This window comes from Micromonospora sp. NPDC093244 (assembly GCF_040683695.1).
In the GTDB taxonomy this organism is placed as follows: Bacteria; Actinomycetota; Actinomycetes; order Mycobacteriales; family Micromonosporaceae; genus Micromonospora.
In genome coordinates, this window is sequence record NZ_JBFBEO010000001.1 from 1,688,528 (window position 1) to 1,713,260 (window position 24,733).

At 73.0% G+C, this 24,733-nt stretch carries 25 protein-coding genes, 1 pseudogene and 1 riboswitch; of the genes and pseudogenes, 15 read left to right on the forward strand and 11 right to left on the reverse strand.

Going from position 1 to position 24,733, the window contains the following annotated elements; genetic code table 11:
* The first annotated feature begins 98 nt into the window (after positions 1 to 98).
* Positions 99 to 1,604: a hypothetical protein gene (locus AB0N27_RS07465; protein ID WP_364364619.1), complete on the forward strand. Its 1,506-nt coding sequence runs from the start codon at positions 99 to 101 to the stop codon at positions 1,602 to 1,604.
* 119 nt (positions 1,605 to 1,723) lie between these two features.
* On the opposite strand, the gene AB0N27_RS07470 is transcribed toward AB0N27_RS07465, so the two are convergent.
* Both AB0N27_RS07470 and AB0N27_RS07475 read right to left on the reverse strand, forming a co-directional pair.
* The gene (locus AB0N27_RS07470) at positions 1,724 to 2,683 is read right to left on the reverse strand and encodes a TIGR03557 family F420-dependent LLM class oxidoreductase (protein WP_364364622.1); all 960 of its coding nucleotides are present in this window, start codon (positions 2,681 to 2,683) and stop codon (positions 1,724 to 1,726) included.
* A 207-nt stretch (positions 2,684 to 2,890) separates the two neighbouring features.
* Positions 2,891 to 3,097: a hypothetical protein gene (locus tag AB0N27_RS07475; protein ID WP_007460667.1), complete on the reverse strand. Its 207-nt coding sequence runs from the start codon at positions 3,095 to 3,097 to the stop codon at positions 2,891 to 2,893.
* A 250-nt stretch (positions 3,098 to 3,347) separates the two neighbouring features.
* Here AB0N27_RS07475 and AB0N27_RS07480 point away from each other — a divergent pair, with 250 nt between their 5' ends.
* Positions 3,348 to 4,175 carry a hypothetical protein gene (locus AB0N27_RS07480; RefSeq protein WP_364364626.1) on the forward strand — a complete coding sequence of 276 codons (828 nt, stop codon included), beginning with the start codon at positions 3,348 to 3,350 and terminating at the stop codon, positions 4,173 to 4,175.
* A 30-nt stretch (positions 4,176 to 4,205) separates the two neighbouring features.
* On the opposite strand, the gene AB0N27_RS07485 is transcribed toward AB0N27_RS07480, so the two are convergent.
* The 5 genes and pseudogenes from AB0N27_RS07485 to AB0N27_RS07505 all read right to left on the reverse strand — a co-directional run bounded on the left by AB0N27_RS07485 (position 4,206) and on the right by AB0N27_RS07505 (position 9,566).
* Positions 4,206 to 5,363, reverse strand: coding sequence for a low temperature requirement protein A (locus tag AB0N27_RS07485; protein ID WP_364364629.1), 1,158 nt, complete (start codon positions 5,361 to 5,363; stop codon positions 4,206 to 4,208).
* A gap of 245 nt (positions 5,364 to 5,608) precedes the next feature.
* A pseudogene (locus AB0N27_RS07490) lies at positions 5,609 to 5,893 on the reverse strand (hypothetical protein); the annotation flags it as partial.
* A gap of 1,080 nt (positions 5,894 to 6,973) precedes the next feature.
* Positions 6,974 to 8,320, reverse strand: a complete 1,347-nt coding sequence (locus tag AB0N27_RS07495; RefSeq protein WP_364364632.1) for an NAD(P)/FAD-dependent oxidoreductase — start codon at positions 8,318 to 8,320, stop codon at positions 6,974 to 6,976.
* 1 nt (position 8,321) lies between these two features.
* Positions 8,322 to 8,669: a TcmI family type II polyketide cyclase gene (locus AB0N27_RS07500; protein WP_364364634.1), complete on the reverse strand. Its 348-nt coding sequence runs from the start codon at positions 8,667 to 8,669 to the stop codon at positions 8,322 to 8,324.
* A gap of 93 nt (positions 8,670 to 8,762) precedes the next feature.
* The gene (locus AB0N27_RS07505) at positions 8,763 to 9,566 is read right to left on the reverse strand and encodes a BTAD domain-containing putative transcriptional regulator (protein WP_364364637.1); all 804 of its coding nucleotides are present in this window, start codon (positions 9,564 to 9,566) and stop codon (positions 8,763 to 8,765) included.
* A 433-nt stretch (positions 9,567 to 9,999) separates the two neighbouring features.
* Between AB0N27_RS07505 and AB0N27_RS07510 the strand changes: the two genes are divergently transcribed.
* From AB0N27_RS07510 to AB0N27_RS07555, 10 genes are all read left to right on the forward strand, one after another.
* Positions 10,000 to 10,338 carry a TcmI family type II polyketide cyclase gene (locus AB0N27_RS07510; RefSeq protein ID WP_364364640.1) on the forward strand — a complete coding sequence of 113 codons (339 nt, stop codon included), beginning with the start codon at positions 10,000 to 10,002 and terminating at the stop codon, positions 10,336 to 10,338.
* On the forward strand, positions 10,335 to 12,047 hold the full coding sequence (locus tag AB0N27_RS07515) for an acetyl-CoA carboxylase carboxyltransferase subunit alpha (RefSeq protein ID WP_364364643.1): 1,713 nt from the start codon (positions 10,335 to 10,337) through the stop codon (positions 12,045 to 12,047). The genes AB0N27_RS07510 and AB0N27_RS07515 overlap by 4 nt, the downstream gene beginning before the upstream one ends.
* Before the next feature lie 101 nt (positions 12,048 to 12,148).
* Positions 12,149 to 12,613 (forward strand): acetyl-CoA carboxylase biotin carboxyl carrier protein, encoded by a 465-nt coding sequence (accB, locus tag AB0N27_RS07520; protein ID WP_364366116.1) that lies wholly within the window; start codon positions 12,149 to 12,151, stop codon positions 12,611 to 12,613.
* Positions 12,614 to 12,631: 18 nt separating this feature from the next.
* Complete coding sequence (locus tag AB0N27_RS07525; RefSeq protein WP_364364646.1) at positions 12,632 to 14,074, forward strand: acetyl-CoA carboxylase biotin carboxylase subunit; 1,443 nt, start codon at positions 12,632 to 12,634, stop codon at positions 14,072 to 14,074.
* Positions 14,071 to 14,826 (forward strand): SRPBCC family protein, encoded by a 756-nt coding sequence (locus AB0N27_RS07530; RefSeq protein WP_364364649.1) that lies wholly within the window; start codon positions 14,071 to 14,073, stop codon positions 14,824 to 14,826. The genes AB0N27_RS07525 and AB0N27_RS07530 overlap by 4 nt, the downstream gene beginning before the upstream one ends.
* A complete protein-coding gene (locus AB0N27_RS07535) occupies positions 14,819 to 15,214 on the forward strand; it encodes a cupin domain-containing protein (protein WP_364364652.1) in 396 nt (131 codons plus the stop codon). Before AB0N27_RS07530 ends, AB0N27_RS07535 begins: the two co-directional genes overlap by 8 nt.
* Complete coding sequence (locus tag AB0N27_RS07540) at positions 15,211 to 16,485, forward strand: beta-ketoacyl-[acyl-carrier-protein] synthase family protein (RefSeq protein WP_364364655.1); 1,275 nt, start codon at positions 15,211 to 15,213, stop codon at positions 16,483 to 16,485. Before AB0N27_RS07535 ends, AB0N27_RS07540 begins: the two co-directional genes overlap by 4 nt.
* A gap of 22 nt (positions 16,486 to 16,507) precedes the next feature.
* Entirely contained in the window at positions 16,508 to 17,755 is a 1,248-nt protein-coding gene (locus AB0N27_RS07545) for a beta-ketoacyl synthase N-terminal-like domain-containing protein (RefSeq protein ID WP_364364658.1), read from the forward strand.
* A complete protein-coding gene (locus AB0N27_RS07550) occupies positions 17,752 to 18,075 on the forward strand; it encodes an antibiotic biosynthesis monooxygenase family protein (protein WP_139582326.1) in 324 nt (107 codons plus the stop codon). Before AB0N27_RS07545 ends, AB0N27_RS07550 begins: the two co-directional genes overlap by 4 nt.
* A 134-nt stretch (positions 18,076 to 18,209) precedes the next feature.
* Positions 18,210 to 18,470: a hypothetical protein gene (locus AB0N27_RS07555; RefSeq protein ID WP_364364662.1), complete on the forward strand. Its 261-nt coding sequence runs from the start codon at positions 18,210 to 18,212 to the stop codon at positions 18,468 to 18,470.
* A gap of 53 nt (positions 18,471 to 18,523) precedes the next feature.
* Here AB0N27_RS07555 and AB0N27_RS07560 read toward each other — a convergent pair whose 3' ends face one another.
* Entirely contained in the window at positions 18,524 to 19,960 is a 1,437-nt protein-coding gene (locus AB0N27_RS07560; RefSeq protein ID WP_364364665.1) for a glycine hydroxymethyltransferase, read from the reverse strand.
* 19 nt (positions 19,961 to 19,979) lie between these two features.
* Positions 19,980 to 20,069, reverse strand: a riboswitch (ZMP/ZTP riboswitch).
* A gap of 147 nt (positions 20,070 to 20,216) precedes the next feature.
* On the opposite strand from AB0N27_RS07560, the gene AB0N27_RS07565 reads away from it, so the two are divergent.
* A complete protein-coding gene (locus tag AB0N27_RS07565; RefSeq protein WP_364364668.1) occupies positions 20,217 to 21,023 on the forward strand; it encodes an SDR family NAD(P)-dependent oxidoreductase in 807 nt (268 codons plus the stop codon).
* Positions 21,024 to 21,101: 78 nt separating this feature from the next.
* On the opposite strand, the gene AB0N27_RS07570 is transcribed toward AB0N27_RS07565, so the two are convergent.
* The 3 genes from AB0N27_RS07570 to AB0N27_RS07580 form a co-directional block, all read right to left on the reverse strand.
* Positions 21,102 to 21,602, reverse strand: coding sequence for a hemerythrin domain-containing protein (locus tag AB0N27_RS07570; protein WP_364364671.1), 501 nt, complete (start codon positions 21,600 to 21,602; stop codon positions 21,102 to 21,104).
* An 80-nt stretch (positions 21,603 to 21,682) separates the two neighbouring features.
* Positions 21,683 to 22,552 (reverse strand): NAD(P)H-hydrate dehydratase, encoded by an 870-nt coding sequence (locus tag AB0N27_RS07575; protein WP_364364674.1) that lies wholly within the window; start codon positions 22,550 to 22,552, stop codon positions 21,683 to 21,685.
* Positions 22,536 to 23,267 (reverse strand): histidine phosphatase family protein, encoded by a 732-nt coding sequence (locus AB0N27_RS07580; protein WP_364364677.1) that lies wholly within the window; start codon positions 23,265 to 23,267, stop codon positions 22,536 to 22,538. The genes AB0N27_RS07575 and AB0N27_RS07580 overlap by 17 nt, the downstream gene beginning before the upstream one ends.
* 137 nt (positions 23,268 to 23,404) lie before the next feature.
* Between AB0N27_RS07580 and AB0N27_RS07585 the strand changes: the two genes are divergently transcribed.
* The gene (locus AB0N27_RS07585; RefSeq protein WP_364364680.1) at positions 23,405 to 23,731 is read left to right on the forward strand and encodes a hypothetical protein; all 327 of its coding nucleotides are present in this window, start codon (positions 23,405 to 23,407) and stop codon (positions 23,729 to 23,731) included.
* Between the two features lie 22 nt (positions 23,732 to 23,753).
* The gene (locus AB0N27_RS07590) at positions 23,754 to 24,725 is read left to right on the forward strand and encodes a DNA primase small subunit domain-containing protein (RefSeq protein ID WP_364364683.1); all 972 of its coding nucleotides are present in this window, start codon (positions 23,754 to 23,756) and stop codon (positions 24,723 to 24,725) included.
* Positions 24,726 to 24,733 lie beyond the last annotated feature (8 nt).

Here is a 24,733-nt window from a genome sequence, read left to right on the forward strand (position 1 = left end):
GACCTATCGTGACCTTTGGTGGTCGACGGCACGTCGAGCCCCCCGCGCCCGGATCGGCGCGCGGTCACGTCACGCAGGCAGGAAGGCAGGCACCTTTGATGTCCACGTACCGAAGAGGGGACCGCGCGGCCCGACCCAGACGGCGGCCTCGATGGGTCCTAGCCGGCGGTCTCCTGGCCGGGAGCCTGGTCGTGGGGGCGGCCGGCGTGGCCGGCGTCGCCGCCGCCGCGGCCGACCGTGACCTGTCCCTCCCGGGGCTGGGCCGGCTCGGCGCCGCGGCCCGGGACGACGACCGGCGAGGAGGGCCGCAGCGCGACGGCGACGACGCCGAGCGCGCTCGCCCGGACACCCCGGGGACCGGCAAGCGGGGCGTGGTGTCGGTGCCCTGCGACTCGGCGAAGCTGATCGCGGCGCTTGTCGCGGCGAACGCCGAGGGCGGCGCCGAGCTGCGCCTCGCCCCCAAGTGCCGGTACGTCCTCAGCGAGGCGTTCCACGAGACCGACCAGTACGACGGTGGGATCCGGGACGCGCGGGAGGCGGCCGACGCCGCGGAGACCCCCGGTGACGCCGACGCGCCCCCGCACGACCCGGCCGACGACACCGCCGGCCTGCCGGTGATCTACCAGCCCATCGTCATCGACGGCGCGGGGGCCACCATCGCCCGCGACGCCCAGGCCGCCGCGTTCCGCTTCTTCACCGTCCGCGACGGCGGTGAGCTGACCCTGCGCGACATGGAACTGCACAACGGCCGCTCGGCCATCGAGGGCGGCAGCGTGCACGTGGTGCACGGCGCGACAGCGGTGGTGGAGCGGGTCACCGTCACCCAGAGCACGTCGCTGTCCCCGGAGGGCGGCGGTGGCGGGATCTTCAACGACGGCAACATGGTGGTCACCGACTCCACGTTCGTCGGTAACAGCGCCTCCGGCGCCGCGGGCAAGGGCGGGGGCCTGCTCAACGGTGGCGTGCTGACGCTGAAGCGTTCCGAGTTCCACCACAACAGCGCCAACGCGTACGGCGGTGGGCTCGGCAACTACCGGGGCGCGGCCGACGTGGAGAGCACCAGCTTCCGGCAGAACAGCGCCGCCCAGGGTGGCGGGCTGGCCAGCTTCTCGGCGCGTACCAAGGTCTCCGACACCGAACTGCTGAACAACACCGCCCAGGTCGGCGGCGGCGCCGCGAACTCCGACGCCGTGCTGGTCATGCGCACCATGACCATCCGCGGCAACACCTCCACCGTCAACGGCGGCGGCATCTCGACGGTGAAGGGCCTGACGCCACTCGACGACAGCGTGGTCGAGGGCAACACGACCCACGGCGTCGGCGGCGGCATCTACGCCGAGAAGGCGAACCTGCTGGTCCGTGGCAGCGACGTGACGGGCAACGAGGCGGTCGGCGCGACGTCCAGGGGTGGCGGCATCTACGCCGCGGCGGGCTCGGTGGCCCTGTACACCAGCAAGGTCGCCCGGAACGCGGCCACGGTGAAGCCCGGTGGCATCTTCGCCGAGCACGCCCAGGTCAAGATCGACGACGAGAGTGTGGTGGTCGAGAACGAGCCGACCAACTGCGAGGGCAGCGCGGTACCGATCGTGCACTGCTTCCGCTGACCGTCGACCCGCGCTCTCCTTCCGAGGGCATCCATCCTGAGCGCCCGCCCGCCCGTCCGGACGACCCGTCCGGGCGGGCGGGCGTCGTGCGGGCCACCGGTCAGCCCCGATCGGGGCGGTCAGCCGTTCGCGCGCAGCCGTCCGGACAGGTCGTTCGCGAAGAAGTCCAGGAAGCCGTCCGGGTCGGGTCCGGCGTTCTGCAGCACGATGTGGTCGAAGCCGGCCTCGACGTACGACCGGACCTTGGCCAGGTGCGGCTCCGGGTCGGGGCCGACGGCGAACAGCTCGCGGATGTGCTTCTCCTCCACGTGCGCGCTGGCCGCCTCGAAGTTGACCGGGTTGGGCAGCTCGCTCATCACCTTCCAGCCGGTGACCATCCACCGGCTGGTACCCAGGACGGCCTGCACCGCCTGCTGCTCGTCGGTGGCCCAGGCCAGTGGCACCTCGGCGTAACGCGGGCCCGATCCGCCGGCCCGGTGGTAGTGCTCGACGATTGACGACTCCGGCTCGGTGGCGAAGATCCCGTCGCCCAGTTGGGCGGCGAGCCGGGCCGACTCCTCGCCGCTGGCCGCCACGGCGATCACCGGCGGGGTGTCCGGCAGGTCGAAGACGCGGGCGTCCTCCAGGTGCAGGTGCCGGCCCTCGTACGACTGGTAGCCGCCCTGCCAGAGCAGTCGGATGATCTCCAGGGCCTCGCGCAGCCTCTCGTGGCGGCCCCGCACGCTGGGGAAGCCCTGGCCGACCACGTGCTCGTTGAGTCGCTCGCCGGCACCCACCCCGAGGGTGAACCGCCCGTCGGAGATCAGCGCCATGGTCGCCGCGGCCTGCGCGATGATCGCCGGGTGGTAGCGCATGGTCGGGCAGGTGACGCCGGTGGCGAGGCGCAGGTTGCTGGTCCGGGCCGCGATCGCGCCGAGCACGCTCCAGGTGAACGAGGAGTGGCCCTGCGCGTCCAGCCAGGGGTGGTAGTGGTCGCTCATCTCGACGAAGTCGAAACCGGCCTGCTCGGCCAGGACGGCCTGTCGGATGATCTCCTGCGGGCCGAAGCCCTCCGAGGCGAGCTTGTAGCCGATCTGCATGCCGTGCCCCCGATTCCGTCCGCCGGCTGACCCGGGTCGGTTCCCGGCCGCGCCCGGGACAAACACCGACGCCAACGGAAACCCAGCCTCCTAGGACGCCGTACGGGTGGTGCGGTCCGCCGCAGAAGCACGCCGCACACCGGTGGGGAGCGCGGACAGCAGACGACCCGCGCCCCGGACGGGACGCGGGTCGGGACGAGGCGTGTCCTACTTGGACGGCTCCGGCAGCTTGCAGTCGACCTTGGGGTTGGCGCCGATGTAGTTCAACGGCCCGGCCACGATGGTGACCAGGATGGTGCCGGCCTCGGCGCAGTTGGTGTCGTCGCCGCTGTAGTAGCCGCGCTGGCCGCCGGCGATGGCGCCGATCACCAGCCAGATAACGACGATGACTCCGAGTATCGAGGTGCCGCGCATCGCTGCCTCCTGAGGAATGTGGTGGAGAACTGAGGTGCAGGCGTTGTACCCAATCCGTACGAGCGGCCAAACGGTCGCCCGACCGGCGCGTGCATCGGCCATCCGGCTGGCACCGGCAGCCGTCGGTACCGCCCGCGTATCGGCCACCCGCACCGGGTAGCGCGGGTCGGCTATCGGATCGACGACCCATCCGGCCGCCGCGCGGGTCACCGGACGTAGAACTGCCTCACGGCCCCGCCGAGGAGGACTCATGGACGCCCCGACACCGCACCTGTACATCGACCGCCCCGAGGACGTCGCGGTCGCGGCCCGCGCGCTCGCCGGCGGCGCGGTCGTCGCTGCGGCGTTCGCCAACTTCTACGCCATCGTCACCCGCCCGGACGCGGCCACCGTGGCCCGGGTCAACCTCGCCAAGGGGCGGCCGATCCAGCAGGTCGGCAGCATCACCACGACGATCGGTCGGATCCCGGGGATGTTCGACTGGTCGCGCATCTCACCCCGGCTGCCGGCCGGTCGGGTGCGGGCGCTGATGGACGCGCTGTACGGCACCGGACCGTTCGGCTTCCGGGGACCGGCCGCGGACCGGCTGCCGGAGCACCTCACCCAGGTCGACAGGGGCCTGCGCACCACGCAGGTGATCGCCCCCGGCCTGACCTGCCCGTCCAATGTGTTCTTCGAGCGGGCGCTCGCCGAGACGGGCACCGACCACCTCTACATCACCTCCGCGAACCGGTCCCGGCGCATCACCGGCGCGGCCGAGGAGCCCGCGCACTGGAAGGCGTGCGCCCTCGCCGCCGACTTCGCGCACCTCGACGACCTGGTGGTCCTCGCCCACCGGGACGAGGCCGCCGCCCGCGCCGCCTACCCGGGCTACCTCACCACCTCGGTCACGCTGCTCTCCTTCCACGCGCCCGACGGTGAGCTGGAGGAGCCTCCCGTGCTCACCGTGGACCGGCACGGCTCGCTGCACCTGGACGACGTCCGCCGCGCCGCCGCGCCACTCGGCCTCCAGGTGCGCCTGGGCGGCGCCGCCGACCAGCGGTTGCGGGTCCGGGGGTACGCGGGAGCACTCGTGTAGCACCAGACGGTCGGGCGCACGGCCACCGGTTCAGTGCGGCGGGGCGGGCATCTCCGGCGGCTTGCCTCTGCTGCGGCGGAAATCCGCGTAGGCGACACCGGCGAGCACCAGCATCGCGCCGAGCGCCGCGTACAACGGTGCCAGGAACAGCACGGCGGGCGCGACGCACAGCAGGGCCAGCACGCCGCCGGGCCGGGACAGGGACACCCGGCTGAACACCTCGTACTCGAAGGAGGCCCGCCCGGTCAGGAACAGGGCCGGGCCGCCGAGGATGACCGCCAGCCAGGCAGGCGGCGTCCGACCGGTCGGCTCGTGCAGCACCAGGTGGAACCCGGAGGCCGTGACCACCACGCCGGCGATCATCAACAGATGGGTGTACGGGGCAGTGACCAGGAACTTGCTGGGCGACCGTGCCGCCTGGATGGCCTGCGGCAGCAGTTGGCCGGACTTGTGCACGTAGATCCGCCAGAGCAGCAACGTGGTCAGGAACGCCACCGCGAACGCCCCGATGTTCTCCGCCTCGTTGTGCTCCATGCTGAACATCGTGCCGATGGTCAGGATGGCGTCGCCGAGGGCGATGATGAAGAACTGCTGGTAGCGCTCGGACAGGTGCTCGGCGGTGACGTTGCGCTGCTGCTCCGGCACCACCCCGAGCCCCGGCACCGGGTACGCGAGGCGGAAACCGAGGTAGTCGACGGCGAGCGCGATGCTCCAGCAGACGATCCGGGCGTCCCCGCTGACGTACGCGCCGATGATCCAGGGGACCGCCGACACGGCGAACCAGACGAAGATCCGGGCGGCCCGACGCTGGGTCTGCCGTTCGTGACGCACGATGGGCAGCAGGAAGAGCCCACGACCGATGTGGATCGCCACGTAGGTCGCGGCGAAGACGATCCCCCGCGCACCGAACGCCTCCGGGATCGCCGTGGTCATCAGCAGCGCGCCGAACATCACTGCGGTGATGAGCAGCTTGATCTCGTTGCGTTCCGGGTTGTACAGGTCGGTGACCAGTGTGGTGATCGCCCAGGTCCACCAGACGGCGGACAGCAGGATCAGCGCCTGCGCGGCCCGGTGCCAGTCGAGCTGGTCGACCATGCCCCGGGAGATGAGCGCGAGGGCGACCACGTACACCAGGTCGAAGAAGAGTTCGAGAAGCGTGACCCGCCGCGGGTTCTCCGGATCGCGCACCGGGGGTCGGGACCGCGGGGCCCCGGGCTCCGGCGCGGCGAGGTGCACGTGTCGCTCCTGGGTGCCGGTCGACGCGGGCGGGCCGACCGGCCCACCTCGACCGACCGTAGCGAGCGGCCCTCGGCGTCGCCCCGGGTTCGTGCGCATTCACCCCGACCGGGGTGAGCGTCGAACGGTCCGCCGGGAACGGGCGAGCCCCCGGCCGACGGTCGTGTGTGACAGTCGACCAGGGGCTCGGCGGAGGGTCAGCCCTGGCTGCCGTCCGGCAGCACGGCGACGATCTCGTCCCCGGCGCCGGCCAGGACGCTGGCCTGCTGCGGCCAGCTGGCCAGCCCGGGCGCGGCGCGCAGGCCGGCCGCCCGGATCAGGTCGCGCAGCGCCTGCTCGTCCAGCTCACCGAGCTGACGGTACGTGCGCACGCCGGCGGCCTGGAGCGCCGCCGCCATCTTCGGTCCGATGCCCTGGATCCGGCGGAAGTCGTCGGCCGGGCCGGACAGGTCGGCCTCCGCGGCGCTGGGCACGGTCTCGGAGAGCGGGCGTACCGGTGGCGTGGCCGTGGCGGCCGGCCGCACCGGCGGCATGGCCCGCACCGGCTCCCGGTCGGCGTCCGTCGTCTCGCCGGCCACCGGGGTGGGCGTCGGGTCGACGGGCGTGACCGCGGCACGGTCGGTCTCGTCCGCGTCCGCGTCCGCGTCGGCTTCGCGCGGCGCGGCGTCCGGCTCGGTAGCCGGCGCCTCGGCCGGCGCGTCGGCCACCGGCGCGTCGGCCACCGGCGCGTCGGCCTGCGGGGCCTCGGCCACCGGCGCGTCGGCCACCGGCGCGTCGGCCACCGGCGCGTCGGCCTGCGGAACCTCGGCCGGAGTGGCGTCGGCGGGCGTGGCGTCGGCGGGCGTGGCGTCGGTGGACGCGAGGTCGTCCGCCGGCTGGCGCGGGGCGACGACTGTCGCCGGCGCGGGCTGCTCCTGGGCCGACACCGGCTTGGGGGCGGGCTCCGTGATCGGCTCACCCGCGTCGGACCGGTCGGCGGCGGGCACGGGCGGCGGGGCCTCGGTCAGCGCCATGTCGGCCGGGTCGACGGCGCCGGGGGAGCCCGCCGGTGTGTGCACCGGCGCGGGGTCCTCGGACGCGGTCACCGCGGCCGGGGCGCTGATCGTGTCGACAGGGGTGGGCTCGTCGGCGACCGCCGTCGGCGCCGGGTCGACGGTCGCCGCCGGGCGGGCGACGTCGGTGGTGGCCGGAGGCGTCGGCGTGGCGATGTCCGCCAACCCCGCCACCGGATCACCGTCCACGATCGACGGACCTGGCCCGCCGTCCCGCCGGCCGCGCAGCAGCCACCCACCCGCCACGCCGAGCAATACAGCCAATACCACTATCAGAGAGTGTCCGATAGACCACGCCACGGCGAACCTCCCTCTCACGTCGTCGGAAAAGTCACGAGAAAAACTCGCCGCAGCTTCGCACACGCGTCAGAACGACGACAGAGAGGACCGGCCGGTGCCGGCGCGGGTGGGACGGTCGGTGCCCGGGGTGCCCGACAGGTGACGTAGCGTCGCGCCGGAGACGCGGAAACCCGGGCCCACAGGGATGCGGGCCCGGGTCGGTGACGACTGTCAGTCCTGGTCGCCCTCGTAGGTGTGGAAGTCGTCGACGAACCTCTGTCGTAGCCGCGGCACCCGGCTTGTCACTCCGAAGTAGCCGCGTGCGCCGAGCAGCGCGAGCCGACCCACCACCGGCCGGTACATCCGATCCTCGCCACTGGTGCCGCTGCGGTTCAGTGACTCGGTGACCCGCGCGAAGCCGTACGGCACCATCGCCGCCTCGTAGTCGGCGACCGCCTGCACCAGGGTCTTGTCGCCGGCGGTGGCCTGGACGAGTTCCCGGCAGAGCAGCCGCGCGTCGCGCAGCGCGGTGTTCGCGCCCACCCCGCGTCCCGGCGTCATGGTGTGGATGGCGTCGCCGAGCAGGGTGACGGTGCTGCTCTTCCAGGGCGGCACCGGCTCGGAGGTGCTCACCTTGATGGGCAGGGCGCTGTCCGGGTCGCTGAGCGTCAACAGCTCCCGCAGGTGCGGATGCCAGTTCCCGGTGAGGTCCAGGGCGACACGCTTGAGGTCCTCGCCGCGCCGGCGCATGACGTCGGCAGGGAACCGGCGGGCGGCGCTCCAGATGATCAGGTTGATGTTGTCGGTGGTGGTGTCATGGGCCAGGCCGGGCCAGTTCCGCAGCAGCGCGGCGTCGGGGTCGCTGACCCCCGGCTTGATCGCCCGGTCGGCGTCCCACCTGAACTCCATCACGTGCAGCACACCCATCGTCCCGCCGGCCCCGAAGATCAGCGAGATGCCCTGGCGGACGCGCTCCGGTACGAGGTCGCGGGTGTGCGCGGTCAGCGGGATCCGGGTCGCGATGTTGATGGTGCCCGCGTCGCGGGTCACGGCGTGCGGCAGGTACTGGTGGCGTACGGCGGAGTGGGTGCCGTCCGCCGCCACCAGCAGGTCGCCGGTGGCGCTGGTGCCGTCGGCGAAGTGGGCGGTGACAGTCCCGTCGTCACGCTGCTCGTACCTGATGAAGGTCTTGTGGAAGTGCACCACGTCGGTCAGGCCGGTCAGCAGGACCTGGCGCAGCACCATCCGGGCCACCGAGTGTTCGGTGTGCTCCGGGGCGGCGTCCGGTCGCAGCTCGAACGAGGCGGTCTGGCGCAATCCCTGCGTGACCACGTTGAAGTAGCGCGGCGGCCGGGCGCAGGTGGCCAGGAAGGTGGCGAACAACTCCGGCGGGAGGCATTCGCGCAGCGCCCGGCTGCCGGTCGGGCCGATGCCCACCCGGTAGCCGAGCAGCCCCTCCGCGCGGTGGCGGTGTCGTTCGTAGACGGCGACGCTGATCCCGGCACGCCGCAGCCCGTGCGCCAGGCACAGGCCGCCGGTGCCGGCGCCGATGATCAGGACGTGCGGCGCGCCGGACATGTCAGCCCGCCGGGTGCGCCGCGGGCGCGTCGGCGGCGTCCCACCTGTAGAAGCAGCCGGCGATCGCGTCGCGGGGGGAGCGCCAGGTCGGCAGGTACGGCGAGGTGTGCGCCGAGAGCCGTTCGTTCACCTGCTGAAAGAGCGGGTGGTTACGGGCGGACGCGAGCGCGTCCGGGTCGACGTCGGAGGTCTCCATCAGGTGCACGTACAGGTCGTGCAGGCAGTACAGGGACCGGTGCGTGACGCCGGTCAGGCTGGGGAGCTCGGTGGCGTCGGATTCGGCGAAGATCTGCGCGACCCGCCCCTCCGCGCCCGGGATGATCCGGCTGACGATCAGTAGACGACTCATGGGACCCCTTCCGCCGGTGGTTCACCCGATCCCCGGGACCGGCGACCACGTGCTCTGTGCGCCCACCGTGCCGCAGCGCCTGTCACATCGCCGTCACGTGCGCCGGCCGGCCGGTGACGGACGGTCGGCGGGCTCGGCGGCGGGCTCCCGGGTGGCTCGGCGGATCGGGGCGAGGGTGTCGTCGAGCAGGGCGCTCATCGCCGGGCTGGGCTCCAGGCGCAGCTCCCGGCGCAGCAGGTCGCGGTAGACGTAGAAGGCGTGCACGGCCTCGAAGGCGTTGCCCTCGGCGAGGTGGATGCGTACGACCAGCCGGTGCGGGGTCTCGCGCAGCGGCTCGGCGGCCATCGCCTCCAGCGCGGCCTCGAGGGCCTCGCCGTGCCGGCCCGCGGCGAGGTGCTGTCCGGCGACCTGCTCCAGCATGTGCAGGCGTAGCTGGCGCAGTCGCTCCCGGTCCAGCAGCACCCAGTCGTCGTACCAGCCGGGCAGCAGATCGTGCCGGCCCGCGGCGAGGGCGCGAGCGGTGCACGGATCGTCGCCGTCGCGGACCCGGGCCGCCGTTCCGACCAGCTCGTCCACGTCGAGCCGGACGGCCGGACCGAGGCGTACGGTGTCGCCGGCCACGGACATCGGGCAGCACGGGTCCTGCCGCAGCCGCCACAGGGCGGTGCGCAGCGACGACAGGGCGCGCTCCTCGGAGACGTCGGGCCACAGCAGCCCGGCGAGTTGGCTGCGGGTGGCGCCGGGGCGCAACCCGACAAGCGCGATCACCCGTTGCAGCCCGCGTGGCACCACGACGGGCACGGTGCCGCGCAGCAGCCGGAAACCGCCGAGCAGGTGCAGCGAGACGCCGCCCTCGGGCGGATCTCCGGCGGTCGGCACGGACGGATCAGCGGCCACGGCGGCACCCCCTGCGGAACGCTCGTCCCGACTGTCTGCTGTGTCCCGGATCGGCTGCCCGTGACACCACTGTCGACCGCACCGACGGGGTGCGACCACTGCTGCGCGGGCGCGGCCCCGCCCGCCGGGGCCGCCGGGCTGACCACGGTGAAGATTATCAATAGCAGTCACGGTGAGTCAACGGGTCGTGGACCTTCTGCCAACCTTCGCAACCATGAGATCGGTTCTGAACTGGTCAAACATTTTTTGATCTTCTCTGCGCACGCATAGCTGATACACAGGTTGCGTCAACGCAGCGTCACCGAAGAGCGTCCCCAACCGGCCCGGCGCGGTGACGCCGTGGTGACGAGGACTCCCGCATCGTGTCGGCAGTCGTCCAGCGCGTCCGGGGCCACCCGCCGCCGGCCCGGACGCCGTGGGGGGAGGCCCAACCATGGACCGATCGCTGATCGTCGCGAAGGTCGTCCCGACCGCCGAGGAGCGGGTCGCCGAGATCTTCGCCGAGTCGGACGCGACGGAGCTGCCACGCCTGGTCGGCGTCCGGCACCGCTCGCTGTACCGGCTGCACGACCTCTACGTGCACCTGCTCGAAACCGACCAGCCGGCGCAGGGGGCGGTGGAGGCCGCCCGTGACCACCCCGAGTTCATCCGGGTCAGTGACCGGCTGCGCCCGTACGTCTCGCCGTACCTGCCGACGTGGCGCTCGCCGCGCGACGCCATGGCGCAGTGCTTCTACCGGTTCGACGCCACCGACGCCGGGCGGCGGTCGTGACCGCCACCGCACCGCGCGACGAGCAGCTCTGGTCGCGCTGCGCCGGCTGCGCCAGCCTGCTCTACCGCAAGCGGTTGCGGCGCAACCTCGACGTCTGCCCCGAGTGCGGCGCGCACGCCCGGCTCGGCGCGCCGGAACGCCTACGCCAGCTCGTCGACCCGGGATCGCTTCGCCCGCTGCCCGACCGGCTGCCCGAGGCCGACCCGATCGACTTCGTCGACGTGCTTCCGTACCCGCACCGGCTCACCGCCGCGCGCACCAGCACCGGGCTGTCCGAGGCGGTGGTCTGCGGCACCGCCACCATCGGCGGGCACTTGGCCGTGCTCGCGGTGATGGACTTCCGCTTCCTCGGCGGCAGCCTCGGCTGCGCCGTCGGGGAGCTGATCACCCAGGCCGCCGAACGGGCCCTGGACGACGGCGTCCCGCTCATCCTGGTCACCGCCTCCGGCGGGGCGCGGATGCAGGAGGGCGTCCTGTCGTTGATGCAGATGGCCACCGTCAGCCAGGCCATCGCCGCCCTGCGCGAGGCGGGCCTGCTCACGGTCAGCGTGCTCACCGACCCGACCTACGGCGGGGTGGCGGCGTCGTTCGCCACCAACACCGACCTGGTGCTCGCCGAGAGCGGCGCCCGGATGGGTTTCGCCGGCCCCCGGGTGATCCGGCAGGTCACCGGCCGGGCGCTGCCGGAGGGCTTCCAGACCGCCGACTTCCTGCTGCGCCACGGCCAGGTCGACATGGTGGTGCAGCGCCGGTCCCTGCGGGGACGACTCATGGCGCTGCTCGCCGCGACCGGCTCCGCCCGTCCGCCCCGCTCGGCCGTACCCCGGCAGGAGTCGGCGCCGCGCCGCGAGCGTCTCGCCGACGCGCCGGTCGCCGAGCCAGCGCCGGCCGACCGCGACGCGTGGGACACCGTGCGGGTCGCCCGCCACCCCGGCCGACCGACCACACTGGACTATCTCGACTCCGTCTTCGACGGGTTCGTGGAACTGCACGGCGACCGGCTCGGCGCGGACTGCCCGGCCGTCGTCGGAGGAGTGGCCCGGCTGGACGGGCGGCACGTGATGGTGATCGGCCACCAGAAGGGGCACACCACCGCCGAACTCGTCGCGCGCAACTTCGGCATGGCCAGCCCGGCCGGGCACCGCAAGGCGCTGCGGCTGATGCGCCTCGCCGCCCGGCTCGGCCTGCCGGTGATCACCCTCGTCGACACCCCCGGCGCCGACCCTGGGGTGGGTGCCGAGGAACAGGGCCAGGCGGCGGCCATCGCGGAGAACATCCTCACCCTCACCGTGCTGCCCACCCCGGTGCTCGCGGTCATCACCGGTGAGGGTGGCAGTGGCGGCGCGTTGGCCCTCGCGGTCGCCGACCGGGTGCTGATGCTGGAACACGCCGTCTACTCGGTGATCAGCCCGGAGGGCTGCGCGGCCATCCTCTGGCCGGACCGGTCCGCGGCGCCGCAGGCCGCCCGCGCGCTGCGACTGACCGCGCCCGACCTGTGCCGGCTCGGTGTGATCGACGAGGTCGTGCCCGAGCCGACCCCGGCCGCGCACGACGACCCGGCGGAGACCGCTCGCCGGCTGCGCGCCGCCCTGCTGGCGAACCTGCTGCCCCTGCTGGACGTGCCGACCGCGACGCTGGTCCGTCGCCGCCGGCAACGGTTCCGCCGGTTCGGCGCGGCGCGCGCCACCTTCCGGGCCGGTGCCCGGTGACCGCCACGGACGACCGGGCGGTGTCGAGCAACGGGCACGGCGGGCCGCCGCCCGACGCGCCGGACGGACACCGACCCGACGAGACGGCCGGCGGCGAGGAGGTGCTGGCCGGGCTGCGCCGACAGGCACGGCATCTCGTCGCCGAGCTGACCGGGCCGGTGCGCCGAATCCGGTTGCGCAGCGGGTCGACGGTGCTGGAGGTGGAGTGGCACCCGGGCGAGGCGGCGCGCGCCGACGTACCCCTCGAGCCGCCGCCGGTCCCGGCGCCGCCGGTCCCGCCGGCGCCCGGCCCGCCGCCGGCGCTGATCCGGCCGTCGGTGCCCGGACGCGCGGCCGTGCGGGCACCTATCGTCGGCACCTTCTACCGGTCCCCGGAGCCCGGCGCGGCGCCGTTCGTCGCGGTCGGCGACCTGGTCCGGCCCGGTCAACCGATCGCCATCGTCGAGGCCATGAAGCTGATGAACGAGGTCACCGCCGACCGCGCCGGCCGCGTGACAGCGATTCTCGTCGAGGACGGCCAGCCGGTCGAGTACGACCAGCCGCTGGTCGAACTGGAACCGGCCTGACGGCGCGGGTGGGTGAGCATGTTCGAGACCGTGCTGATCGCGAACCGGGGCGAAATCGCGCTGCGGGTGCTGCGGGCCTGCAAGGAGCTCGGCGTCCGCACGGCGGTGGTCTACTCCGCCGCCGACGCCGACTCGCCGGCCGTCCGGCTCGCCGACCAGGCCGTCCGGATCGGACCGGCGACGAGCCGACGCAGCTACCTCAACGCCGCCGCCATCGTCGAGGCGGCCCGGCAGGTGGGCGCGCAGGCCGTACACCCCGGCTACGGGTTCCTCTCCGAGGACGCCGACTTCGCCGAGATCTGCGCCGACAACGGGCTGATCTTCATCGGCCCGCCACCGGCGGTGATGGCGGCGTTGGCCGACAAGTCCTCGGCCCGGGCCCTGATGAGCCGCGCCGGCCTGCCCCTGCCGGCGGGAAGCGTCGCGCCGGTGCCGACAGTAGCGGCGGCGGCCGAGGTGGCCGACACCGTCGGCTACCCGGTGATCGTGAAGGCCGCCGCCGGTGGCGGCGGCCGGGGAATGGCTGTGGTGCGCACCCCCGCCGAACTACCCCGGGTGTACGTCCGCACCCGCGCCGCCGCGCAGGCCGCGTTCGGCGACGACCGGGTGTACGTCGAGCAGTACCTCACCGAGGCGCGGCACGTCGAGGTGCAGGTGCTGTGTGACTCGCACGGCAACGGCGTGCACCTGGGCACCAGGGACTGCTCGGTGCAGCGCCGGCATCAGAAGCTCATCGAGGAGGCGCCCGCCCCGGCGCTGCCCGCCGGCGTCCTGGACGCCATCGCGGAGACCGCGCTGCGCGGCGCGCTCGAGGTCGGCTTCGTCGGCGCGGGCACGCTTGAGTTCCTTGTCGACGCCGAGGAGCGGTTCCACTTCCTGGAGATCAACTGCCGGATCCAGGTGGAGCATCCGGTCACCGAGATGGTCACCGGCATCGACCTGGTGCACGAGCAGCTGCACATCGCCGCCGGGGTGCCGCTGCGCTGGCGGCAGGAGGAGATCCGCCTGCACGGCGTCGCCGTGGAGTGCCGCGTCAACACCGAGGACCCGGCGCGCGGCTTCGCACCCACCCCGGGCCGGTTGGAACGGTTCACCCCGCCCGGCGGCCCCTTCACCCGGGTCGACACCCACGCCAGCGCGGGCTACGTGATCGGCCCCTGGTACGACTCGCTGCTCGCCAAGGTCGTCGTGTGGGCGCCCGACCGGGAGTTGGCGCTCAACCGGCTCGAACGCGCCTTGGAGGAGTTCGACATCGCCGGGCCGGGCGTACGCACCACCATCCCGTTCGTACGGCGGGTGCTCGACGACGCCGCGTTCCGCAAGGGCCGCTACACCACAGGCCTGGTCGACCGCCTGCTCGCCGCGTCCGCACCGGCGCCCGCGCAGCGGCCGACGGGCACCCCCGCACCCCGCCCCGCGCCCGCCGCGGAGCCCGACGTATCCCACAGGAGGAACCGATGACCGTCACCCATGGTCGCCCGATGACAGCCGAGATCACCGACATCCTGGTGGCGCACTGCGGCCTGGACGCCGAGGCCGCCGCCCGGGCGCCAGCCGCCTCGCTGGAGGAACTGGGCATGGACTCCCTCGCCCTGCTGGAGCTGTCCGCTGTCGTCGCCGACCGGTGGCGGGTGACCATCGGGGAGCAGGCCGGGCAGCTGAGCATCCCGGCGGTCGCCGACCTGGTCGCCCGCCGCGTCGACCCGCCCGGGCACACCGAGAACGACGTGCTCATCGACGCGCCGCTGCCGGTGGTCTGGGAGGTCACCAACGACGTGGCGAACTGGACCGAGCTGTTCACCGAGTACGCGGTGGTGGAGATCCTGCACCGCGACGGGCACACCGTGCGGTTCCGGCTCACCATGTACCCCGACGAGAACGGGGTGTCGTGGAGCTGGGTCAGTGAACGCACCGCCGACCCGGTGAGCCACCAGGTCCGCGCACACCGCGTCGAGACCGGGCCGTTCGAGTACATGCGGATCCACTGGCGGTACTCCGAGGAGGCCGGCGGCACCCGGATGACCTGGACGCAGGACTTCGCCATGAAACCGACCGCGCCCGTCGACAACGCCGGCATGACCGAGCGGATCAACACCAACAGCGTCATCCAGCTCGCGGTGATCAAGGACCGGGTGGAGCGGATCGCCCGCCAGCGCGCCGAGCAGGACCGCCCGGCTGCCGGCGACGAGTCGACGGAGGCCGGCGATGAGTGACATCGGCACGCGGCCGATCGCCGCGGCGGACGTACCCGCCGACCGTCGGCGCGGCGGTGAGCTGCGGGTGCTGCTCGGCCCCCGCACCGTCGGCAGCACCTCCGGCTTCCTCGGCGTGGCCACGCTCGCGCCGGGGGAGCGGATCGCCGAGCACTACCACCCGTACAGCGAGGAGTTCCTGTACGTGGCACGTGGCGCGATCACCGTCGACCTGGACGACCAGCCGACGCTGCTGGCCGCCGGCGAGGCGCTGTTCGTGCCGGTGAACGTGCGGCACCGGCTGCGCAACACAGGCGTCGAACCGGCCGAGGTGGTCTTCCACCTGGGCCCCTTGGCGCCCCGCCCGGAGCTGGGGCACGTCGACACCGAGTTGGTCGAGGCGTCGTGACCGGCCGCCGCACGGTGGTGACCGGCGTCGGGGTGGTCGCCCCCGGCGGCGCCAGCCGGGACCGCTTCTGGAAGACCATCACCGAGGGGCGTACGGCCACCCGGCGGATCAGTTTCTTCGACCCGTCGCCGTTCCGCTCCCAGATCGCCGCCGAGTGCGACTTCGACCCGGTCGCCGCCGGGCTGACCGACGCCGAGCGGCGCCGCGCCGACAGGTACGTGCAGTTCGCCCTGGCCTGCTCGGCCGAGGCGGTCGCCGACGCCGGCCTGGTGCTCACCGACGCCGAGCGGGACCGGGCCGGGGTGGTGCTCGGCACGGCCGTGGGTGGCACGATGGCCCTGGAACAGGAGTACGTCACCGTCAGCGACCAGGGTCGACGGTGGCTTGTCGACGCGGCACGCGGTGGCCCGTACCTGTACCAGGCGTTGGTGCCCAGCAGCCTCGCCGCGGACGTGGCCTGCCGGCACGGGCTGCACGGCCCGGCGCAGGTCGTCTCCACCGGCTGCACCTCGGGCATCGACGCCATCGGCTACGCCCACCAGCTGATCGTGGACGGTGAGGCGGACGTGGTGCTGGCCGGCGCCGCCGACTCGCCGATCTCACCGGTGACCGTCGCCTCGTTCGACGCGATCAAGGCGACCAGCCCGGACAACGACGACCCGGCGCACGCCTCGCGCCCCTTCGACGCCGACCGGCACGGCTTCGTTCTTGCCGAGGGCGCGGCAGTGCTGGTGCTGGAGGAGGCCGGGCGTGCCCGGCGGCGCGGGGCGCACGTCTACTGCGAGGTCGCCGGTTACGCCAGCCGCAGCAACGGCTACCACATGACCGGGCTGCGCCCGGACGGGCTGGAGATGGGCCTCGCCGTCACCGACGCGCTGCGGCAGGGCGGCATCGCACCGGAGCAGGTCTCCTACATCAGCGCGCACGGCTCGGGCACCCGGCAGAACGACAGGCACGAGACCGCCGCGTTCAAACGGGCCCTGGGCCAGGCCGCGTACCGGGTGCCGATCAGTTCGATCAAGTCCATGGTGGGGCACTCCCTCGGCGCGATCGGGTCGATCGAGATGGCCGCCTGCGCCCTCGCCATCGAGTTCGGGGTGGTGCCGCCCACGGCGAACTGGAGCACCCGGGACCCGGAGTGCGACCTGGACTACGTACCGAACGAGGCGCGGGAGGTCCCGGTGGACGTGGCGCTGTCGGTGGGCAGCGGATTCGGCGGGTTCCAGTCGGCGATGGTGTTCCGCCGCCGGCCCCCGGCGGTGGCGGCGTGAGCGGCGGCCCGGCGGTGGCCGGGTGACGGCCCGGGCGGTGGTGACGGGCATCGGCGTGGTCGCCCCCAGCGGCGTCGGCGCGGACGCCCACTGGCGCACCGTGCTGGCCGGCACCCGCCGTACCGGCCCGATCACCCTGTTCGACCCGGCCGGCTACCCGACCCGCCACGGTGGGCAGGTGCCCGACTTCACGGCCGGCTCCTACGCCGACAGCCGCCAGCTGGTGCAGACCGACAGGTGGACGCACCTGGGCTTCGCCGCCACCCGACTCGCGCTCGCCGACGCCGGCCTGCCCGAACGGGCACCCGATCCGTACGGCTACGCGGTGACCCTGGCCAGCTCCTCGGGGGGCAACCTGTTCGGCCAGCGGGAGCTGCAACGGCTCTGGGGTGGCCCGTCGCGCACCGTCGGGGCGTACCAGTCGATCGCCTGGTTCTACGCCGCCAGCGTCGGGCAGCTCTCCATCCACCACCAGTTCAAGGGCCCGAGCGGGGTGCTCGTCGCGGAGACCGCCGGCGGGTTGGACAGCCTGGCGCACGCCGCCAGGGCGGTACGCCGGGGCACGCCGGTGGTGATCGCCGGGGCCACCGAGTGTCCGCTGAGCCCGTACGCCCTGGCCTGCCAGCTGCGCTCCGGGCTGCTCAGCGACGTCGACGATCCGCAGCGGGCGTACCGGCCGTTCGACGCCTCGGCCAGCGGCTACCTGCCGGCCGAGGGCGGCGCGGTGTTCGTGGTGGAGGAGCTGGGGCACGCCTTGGCGCGGGGCGCCCGGATCTACGGCGAGGTGAGCGGCTGGGGCTCCACCCACGACGCCGCGCACACCACCGCGGACAGCGCCGGTGACGTGGGGCAGTACGCGCGGGCGATGCGGCTGGCACTGGACCGGGCCGACGTCGCGGCGGCGGGGATCGACGTGGTGCTGCCCGACGCCCTGGGTGTGCCCCGCTACGACCGCAGCGAGGCCGAGGCGCTGCGTGCGGTGTTCGCCGACCGGCCGCCCCCGGTGACGACCCAGAAGCCGTTGACCGGGCGGGCGCACCAGGGCGGGTCGGCGCTGGACGTGGCGACGGCGCTGCTCGCCTTCGCGCACGACACGCTTCCCGCGTCCGCCGGCCCGGACGAGGTGGCCGACGGATGTGAGCTGGACTTCCTGCGCGAGCACCGGCGGCCCCGCAGTCGGCTCGCGCTGGTCTGCGCACGGGGATTCGACGGGTTCAACAGCGCGCTTGTCCTGCGCGGGGCGGCGCCGACGAGGAGAGAGACGCCATGACCGAACAGCGGGCCCGGGTGGTCTTCCTGGTACGGGTGCCGGTGCCGCGCACCGAGCAGTTCCTCGCCGCGTACGAGGAGGTGCGGCATCTGGTCGCGGACGGTGTGCCGGGGCACCTGGTCGACCAGGTGTGCCGCTCGTCGACCGATCCGGAACAGTGGCTGATCACCAGCGAGTGGGAGAGCCTCGCGGACTTCGAGAGCTGGGAACGCAGCCCGGAGCACCGGGATCTGGTGCGCCCGATGCGGGAGTGCTTCACCGACGCCCGCTCGCTGCGCTTTCACATCCACGCCCAGACACCGGCGCTCGCGCCCGGCTGACCAGGCTACCGATTTGCCACCGGGCCGGTCGTCTCCAACCACGGCGGCCGGCGACCTCGTGGGTTGACACACCGCGTTCACCGGATGGCAATGCGCGACGGCCCGCGTTCCGCCGTCCTGGGTGGACGGTCATAATGGGCCGCATGGTTGCCTGGGAGTACGCCCTGCTCGTCCGTCGCTATCAGGGACAGGGCCGCAATTTCCACGTCTCGTTCGTCTGGTACGGCCCAGACGGCTCGCGCAAGGACATCACCGCCTACGGCGACACCGCCATCGCGCACCTCAACCGCGCGGGCCGGGAGGGTTGGGAGCTGGTCTCCGCCGCCGAGGACGTGAACAACGTCCAGGGCAGCACCGAGGTCCACCGCTACCACCTCAAGCGCCCGCTGAACTGACCCGCCCGGTCGCCCGCCCGACACGTCGGGCGGGCGACCGCACGACCGCGCGGTCAGGACAGGTCGATGCCGGGGTAGAGCGGGTGGGGGGCCAGCAGGTCGGTGGCCTGGCGGGAGATCTTGTCGGCCAGGGCCGGGTCCAGTGCGTACTTGGCCTTGGACGGGGTGCCGTCGGCGTTGGCGGCGGCGGTGGTCTGGGTGAGCACGGTGTGGATCAGCTCCGCCGTCTGGTCCATCTCGGCGGTGCCCAGGCCTCGCGTGGTCAGCGCCGGGGTGCCGATCCGGATGCCTGAGGTGTACCAGGCGCCGTTCGGGTCCTGCGGGACCGAGTTGCGGTTGGTGACGATGCCGGAGTCGAGCAGCGCCTGCTCGGCCTGCCGGCCGGTGAGCCCGTAGCCGGACACGTCGATGAGCACCAGGTGGTTGTCGGTGCCGCCGGTGACGAGCGTCGCGCCGCGGCGCAGCAGCCCGTCGGCGAGGGCCTGCGCGTTGTCCACGATCCGCTGGGCGTAGTCGGCGAAGTCGGGGCGGCGGGCCTCGGCCAGGGCGACGGCCTTGGCGGCCATCACGTGCGGCAGCGGACCACCGAGCACCATCGGGCAGCCCCGGTCCACCTGGTCGGCCAGTTCCGGCTGGCACAGCACCATGCCGCCGCGCGGGCCGCGCAGCGACTTGTGGGTGGTGGTGGTGACGATGTGCGCGTGCGGCACCGGGTCGAAGTCGCCGGTGAACACCTTGCCGGCCACCAGGCCGGCGAAGTGCGCCATGTCGACCATGAAGGTGGCGCCGACCGAGTCGGCGATCTCCCGCAGGATCCGGAAGTTCACCTTCCGGGGGTACGCGGAATACCCGCCGACGAGGATCAGCGGCTTGAACTCGCGGGCCGCCTCGGCGACCCGGTCGTAGTCGATCAGCCCGGTCGCCGGGTCGGTGCCGTAGCTGCGCTGGTCGAACATCTTGCCGGAGATGTTCGGGCGGAAGCCGTGGGTGAGGTGACCGCCGGCGTCCAGCGACATGCCGAGCATCCGCTGGTTGCCCAGCTCGCGGCGCAGCGCGAACCAGTCCGCCTCGCTGAGGTCGTTGACCTGGCGCACCTGCGCCTTCTTCAGCGCGGGGGACTCCACCCGGTCGGCGAGCACCGCCCAGAAGGCCACCAGGTTGGCGTCGATGCCCGAGTGCGGCTGCACGTACGCGTGCGCGGCGCCGAACAGCTCACGGGCGTGCTCGGCGGCGAGCGCCTCGACGGTGTCGACGTTCTGGCAGCCGGCGTAGAAGCGACGCCCGACGGTGCCCTCGGCGTACTTGTCACTGAACCAGTTGCCCATCGCGAGCAGCGTCGCCGGGGAGGCGTAGTTCTCGCTGGCGATGAGCTTGAGCGACTCCCGCTGGTCGGTCAGCTCGGCGCCGATGGCGTCGGCCACCCGCGGTTCGACGGCGCGGATCACCTCGAGGGCGCTCCGGAATGCGGTGGACTCGGCGTTGTGCGACATGCGACCTCCAACAGACGTGCGGGAAGGCCCAGGCGCTCGGCAAACGTCCTCGTGACGGGGCCGCTCCCCGATGGTTGTCCATCCCCACGCGCCAGTAACGGCCCGAGCCGATCCTACCGGGCCGGTCGCGGCGTGCCCGGTCCGACCTCCGGACGCGACCCGCCGACGTGGTTGGACGGCCCGCCCCAGGGCACTCGGTAGGTGACTGCCGCACCGGGCGGTGCGGTCACCGTCCGCACGAGAGGGAGTCGACACCATGACCACACCCACCTCCGACCGGCCGCTCGCCGTCGTGACCGGGGCATCGAGCGGGATCGGGTACGAGTTGGCGGCGCAGTTCGCCGAGCACGGCTTCGACCTGGTCATCGCCGCGCCGGACGACGGGATCGACGCGGCGGCACAGAAGCTGCGCCGCGACGGCGGCCCGCAGATCCGCCCGATCCGCGTCGACCTGGCCCGTGAGCAGGGCGTGGAGGAGCTGGTTGCCGCCGTCGCGGCGACCGGGCGTCCGCTGGACGCGCTGGCGCTCAACGCCGGTCGGGGCGCCGGTGGCGCCTTCGTCGGGGGCACCGAGCTGCGCGACGAGCTGGAGATCGTCGACCTGAACGTGCGCTCGACGGTGCACCTGGCCAAGCTGCTGCTGCCCGCGATGGTCGAGCGGGGTACGGGCCGGGTGCTCTTCACCTCGTCGATCGCCGCCACCATGCCGGGGCCGTTCCAGGCTGTCTACAACGCGTCGAAGTCGTTCGTGCAGTCCTTCGCCGAGGCCCTGCGCAACGAGCTGAAGGACACCGGCGTCACGGTGACCGCGCTGATGCCCGGGCCGACCGACACCGCGTTCTTCGAGCGGGCCGACATGCAGGACACCCGGGTGGGCTCCGGGAAGAAGGACGACCCGGCCGAGGTCGCCGCCCAGGGCTTCGCCGCGATGATGAAGGGCGACCAGACGGTCACCGCGGGTTCGCTGTTGAACAAGGTGCAGACCGCCGCCGGCAAGATCATCCCGGACAAGCTCAAGTCCGAGCAGCACCGCCGGATGGCCGAGCCCGGCTCGGGCGACTGACCACCGTCACGCCGCGAGCGCGGTGGCACACGACGAGGGCCCGGCAGTACGCCGGGCCCTTCGTCGTACGCGTGTGGTTCAGGCGGTAACCGCGTCGATCGCCTTCTTGATCGCCTTCGGCGCGGTGGGGGTACGCGGCGCGTCCGCGCGCAGCGCGATCATCTTCTCGCCGATCTCCTGGAGCTGCTTGCGGCCCAGCGCCTCGCGCACCTTGGGGAACCACTCCTCCTCTTCCTCCTCGACGTGGTGCGTCACGTTCTCGATCAGCACCGTCGTCTTGGCGTTGAAGCGCTCGTCGTCGGCACTCATGCTTGCCAGTTCGGCGCAGAGCACATCGGCGACGTGGTGTTCCTCGTACGACTCGAGGATGTCGTCCTCCAGGTCGGGCAGCAGCCGGCGGACCTCCGGGTACATCACCTCGTTCTCCAGGTAGGTGTGCACCGTCAGGGCCTCCAGGATCTGGTCCACCAGCTTCTGTCGTTGGCTCGCCGGCCCCTCCTCGGCGTCCTGGAAGGCCTTGAACAGGCGGCGCATCTCCTTGTGGTCGTCCTTGAGCAGGACGATGGCATCGTTCGACACCGGCATGACCTCCTGAAATCTTGTCTGGTGTGCTTGCGGTACCCCGGCGGTGAACTGCGCAAATAGGAGCAAATAGCTGATCAGACCATGGCCAGGGTGCGGGGGATCTCGTCGAGCAGTTCCCGGGCCAGGAAGCCGATCCGGCCGTACCGGGGGATCAGCCGCTGGCCGCTCACCGCGTGCGCGAACGACCCCCAGCAGGCCGCCTGCGCCGGGTCCGCGCCCCGCGACAGCAGCCCCGCCAGCAACCCGGCGAGCACGTCACCGCTGCCGGAGGTGCCCAGTCCGGCGTCGCCGCTCTCCTCCCGCCACCCCCGCCCGTCAGGCGTGGCCACGTGCCCGTAGAGCGACACCACCGCCTCGTACCGGGCGGCCAGCTCGGCCGCCTCGGCGTCCAGGTCGTCGCCCGGGTCGCGGCCCAGCAGGTGCCCCGCCTCGGTGACGTTGGGGGTGAGCACCACCGGCCGGCCCGAGCCGACCAGCAGGCCCGGGTCGTGACTGAGGGCGCCGAGGGCGTACGCGTCGAGCACCAGCGAGGTCTGCGGCCGGGCGGCGTCCAGGACCAGGCTCAACAGGCGGTTCGTCTCGTCGATCGCCTTCAGGCCGGGGCCGAGGGCCACCACGTCGGCCTGTGCGACCAGCTCGCCGAGCTGCCCGTCCCGGTCGGCGGCGACCGCCCCGTCGGGTGTCTCCGGCAGCCCGACCACGAGCGCCTCGGGCACCTCGATGCTGAGTGTGGCGGCGGTGGACTCGGCGGCGGCGAGCTGGAGCACCCCGGCGCCGGCGCGCAACGCGGCCACCCCGGCGAGCAGGACCGCGCCGGGGGTGAACCGGGAACCACCGACCACAAGCACGGTGCCCCGGCTCTCCTTGCCGCCGGCCGGCACCGGCAGCGCCCAGTCCCGCAGCAGCCCCGGCGTGATCACCTTGACGTCAGACCGGCTCGGCATGGATCTCGTCCTCCCTGGTCGGCTCGGCGCCCTGCTGACGCAGGTGCTCGACATCGTTGAACGTGCTGAGCACCAGCCGGTCGTCGGCGTCCGCCGACCATTCGGTGATCGAGCAGTTGGCTATCACCTGCTGCCGCGTGAGCGCCATCAGCTCCTCCTCGGTCAACCCCTCCACCAGATAACGAAGCAGGAAGACCAGCGCGTCGTGGCCGAAGAGCAGCACCCGGCAACCTTCGTGGTCACGGCGCAGGTCCCCCAGCAGCGTCCGCAGTCGTAACGCCACGTCCGTCCACGACTCCCCGCCCGGCGGCCGGTAGTAGAACTTGCCCAGCCGGGTCCGACGCTCGGCCTCGTCCGGGTAGCGTCGCCGCACCCCGTGCCCGGTCAGCCCGTCGAGGATGCCCAGCTCCCGGTCACGCAGCCGCTCGTCGCGGTGGACGGGGATGTCGGTGCCGGCCAGCGCCAGCCGCGACGTCTGCACCGCCCGCAGGTACGGCGACACCACTGCCACATCCGGGCGCTTCGCGTCCGGCAGCTCGGCCAGCCAGCGGCCGGTCGCCCTGGCCTGGTCCTCGCCGGTCGGGGAGAGTGGCACGTCGGCGTCACGGTGGGTGAGGTCGATCAGCTCCGCGCCCGACGCCTCGGCATGTGTCGCCGCGACGTTCGCGGTGCTCTCGCCGTGCCGGACGATCCAGAGGGTTGCCAGTTCCGCCATGCCGACCCCCTACCCGGGCGCCGTCGGCGGTAACCGCGTGGCCCGACACCGTGCCGGGCCGGGCGGCGCCGTCGGCCTCGGGGCAGCGGCGGGACGGGTAGACGGGCGACAATGTCCCCTTACGGGGGTGGTGGACGATGACTGTCCTGCGGGGTCTGCGGGAAGCGTTCGTGTTGTTCGTGATAGCCGTGCTTGTGGTCGCGGTCGCGGCGGCGCTCTGGGTGGCGGTCGCCGGCGGTGACTTCACGAACCGGTTGGGCATCGCGTTGATTGTGGTCGGGGCACTGTCCGGCGTGACAGGTGACCTGACGCTGAGCCGGATCGGCATGCTGGACGCCCGCTCGGCCTTCGGTGTCCCACCGGAGCGCGAGGAGGCCGGCGGCGCGCGCGTGCTCACCGGGGTCGGCATCTTTCTGTTCGTCGGGCTGCCGCTGATCCTGGTCGGTGTGCTGCTGACCACCTGACCGGCGTCGTACCCTCAGGGGCGTGGCCACGGCGGCGGAGGAAATCCAGGTGGGGGAGCGGCTGGTCCGCGTCTCCAGCCCCGACAAGCCGTACTTCCCGGAGCGCGGGCTGACCAAGCTGGACGTGGTGCGGTATTTCCTCGCGGTGGGCGACGGCATCCTGCGCGCCCTGCGGGACCGGCCCACCATGCTGGAACGCTGGCCGCGCGGTGTCTTCGAGGGCGCGACGATCGCCACCCGGCAGACCAACCGGGGTGACGCCTTCTACCAGAAGCGGCTGCCGGCGGGCGCGCCCGAGTGGGTGCGTACGGCGCACATCACCTTCCCCAGTGGCCGAACCGCGGACGAGGTGGCACCCAGTGAGCTGGCCGTGGTGATCTGGGCGGCCAACCTGGGCACCCTGCGCTTTCACCCGTGGCCGGTGAGCGCCGCCGACGTGGAACGACCGGACCAGCTGCGCATCGACCTGGACCCGATGCCCGGTGTCGGCTTCGAGCAGGTGGTGCCGGTGGCCCGGGAGGTGCGCGCGTTCCTCGCCGAGCTGGGCCTGACCGGCTACCCGAAGACCACAGGCGGGCGGGGCTTGCACGTGTACCTGTCGATCGAGCCGCGGTGGAGCTTCGGCGAGTGCCGTCGGGCGGTGCTCGCGTTGGGCCGCGAGATGCAGCGCCGGCTGCCGGACCTGGTCACCACCACCTGGTGGCGGGAGCAGCGGGACCGGCCGGTCTTCGTCGACTACAACCAGATGTCGCGGGACCACACGATGGCCTCGGCGTACTCCATCCGGCCCACGCCTCGGGCGCTGGTGTCGGCGCCGCTGGACTGGGCGGAGCTGGACGACGCCCGGCCGGAGGACTTCGACGTGCTGTCCGTGCCGGCCCGCTTCGCCGAGCGCGGCGACCCGCACGCGGGTCTGGACGGCGACAGGTTCTCGTTGGAGCCGCTGCTGGAGTTGGCCGACCGGGAGGGCCTGGAGGCCCCGCCCGAGCGGTGAGCCCGCCC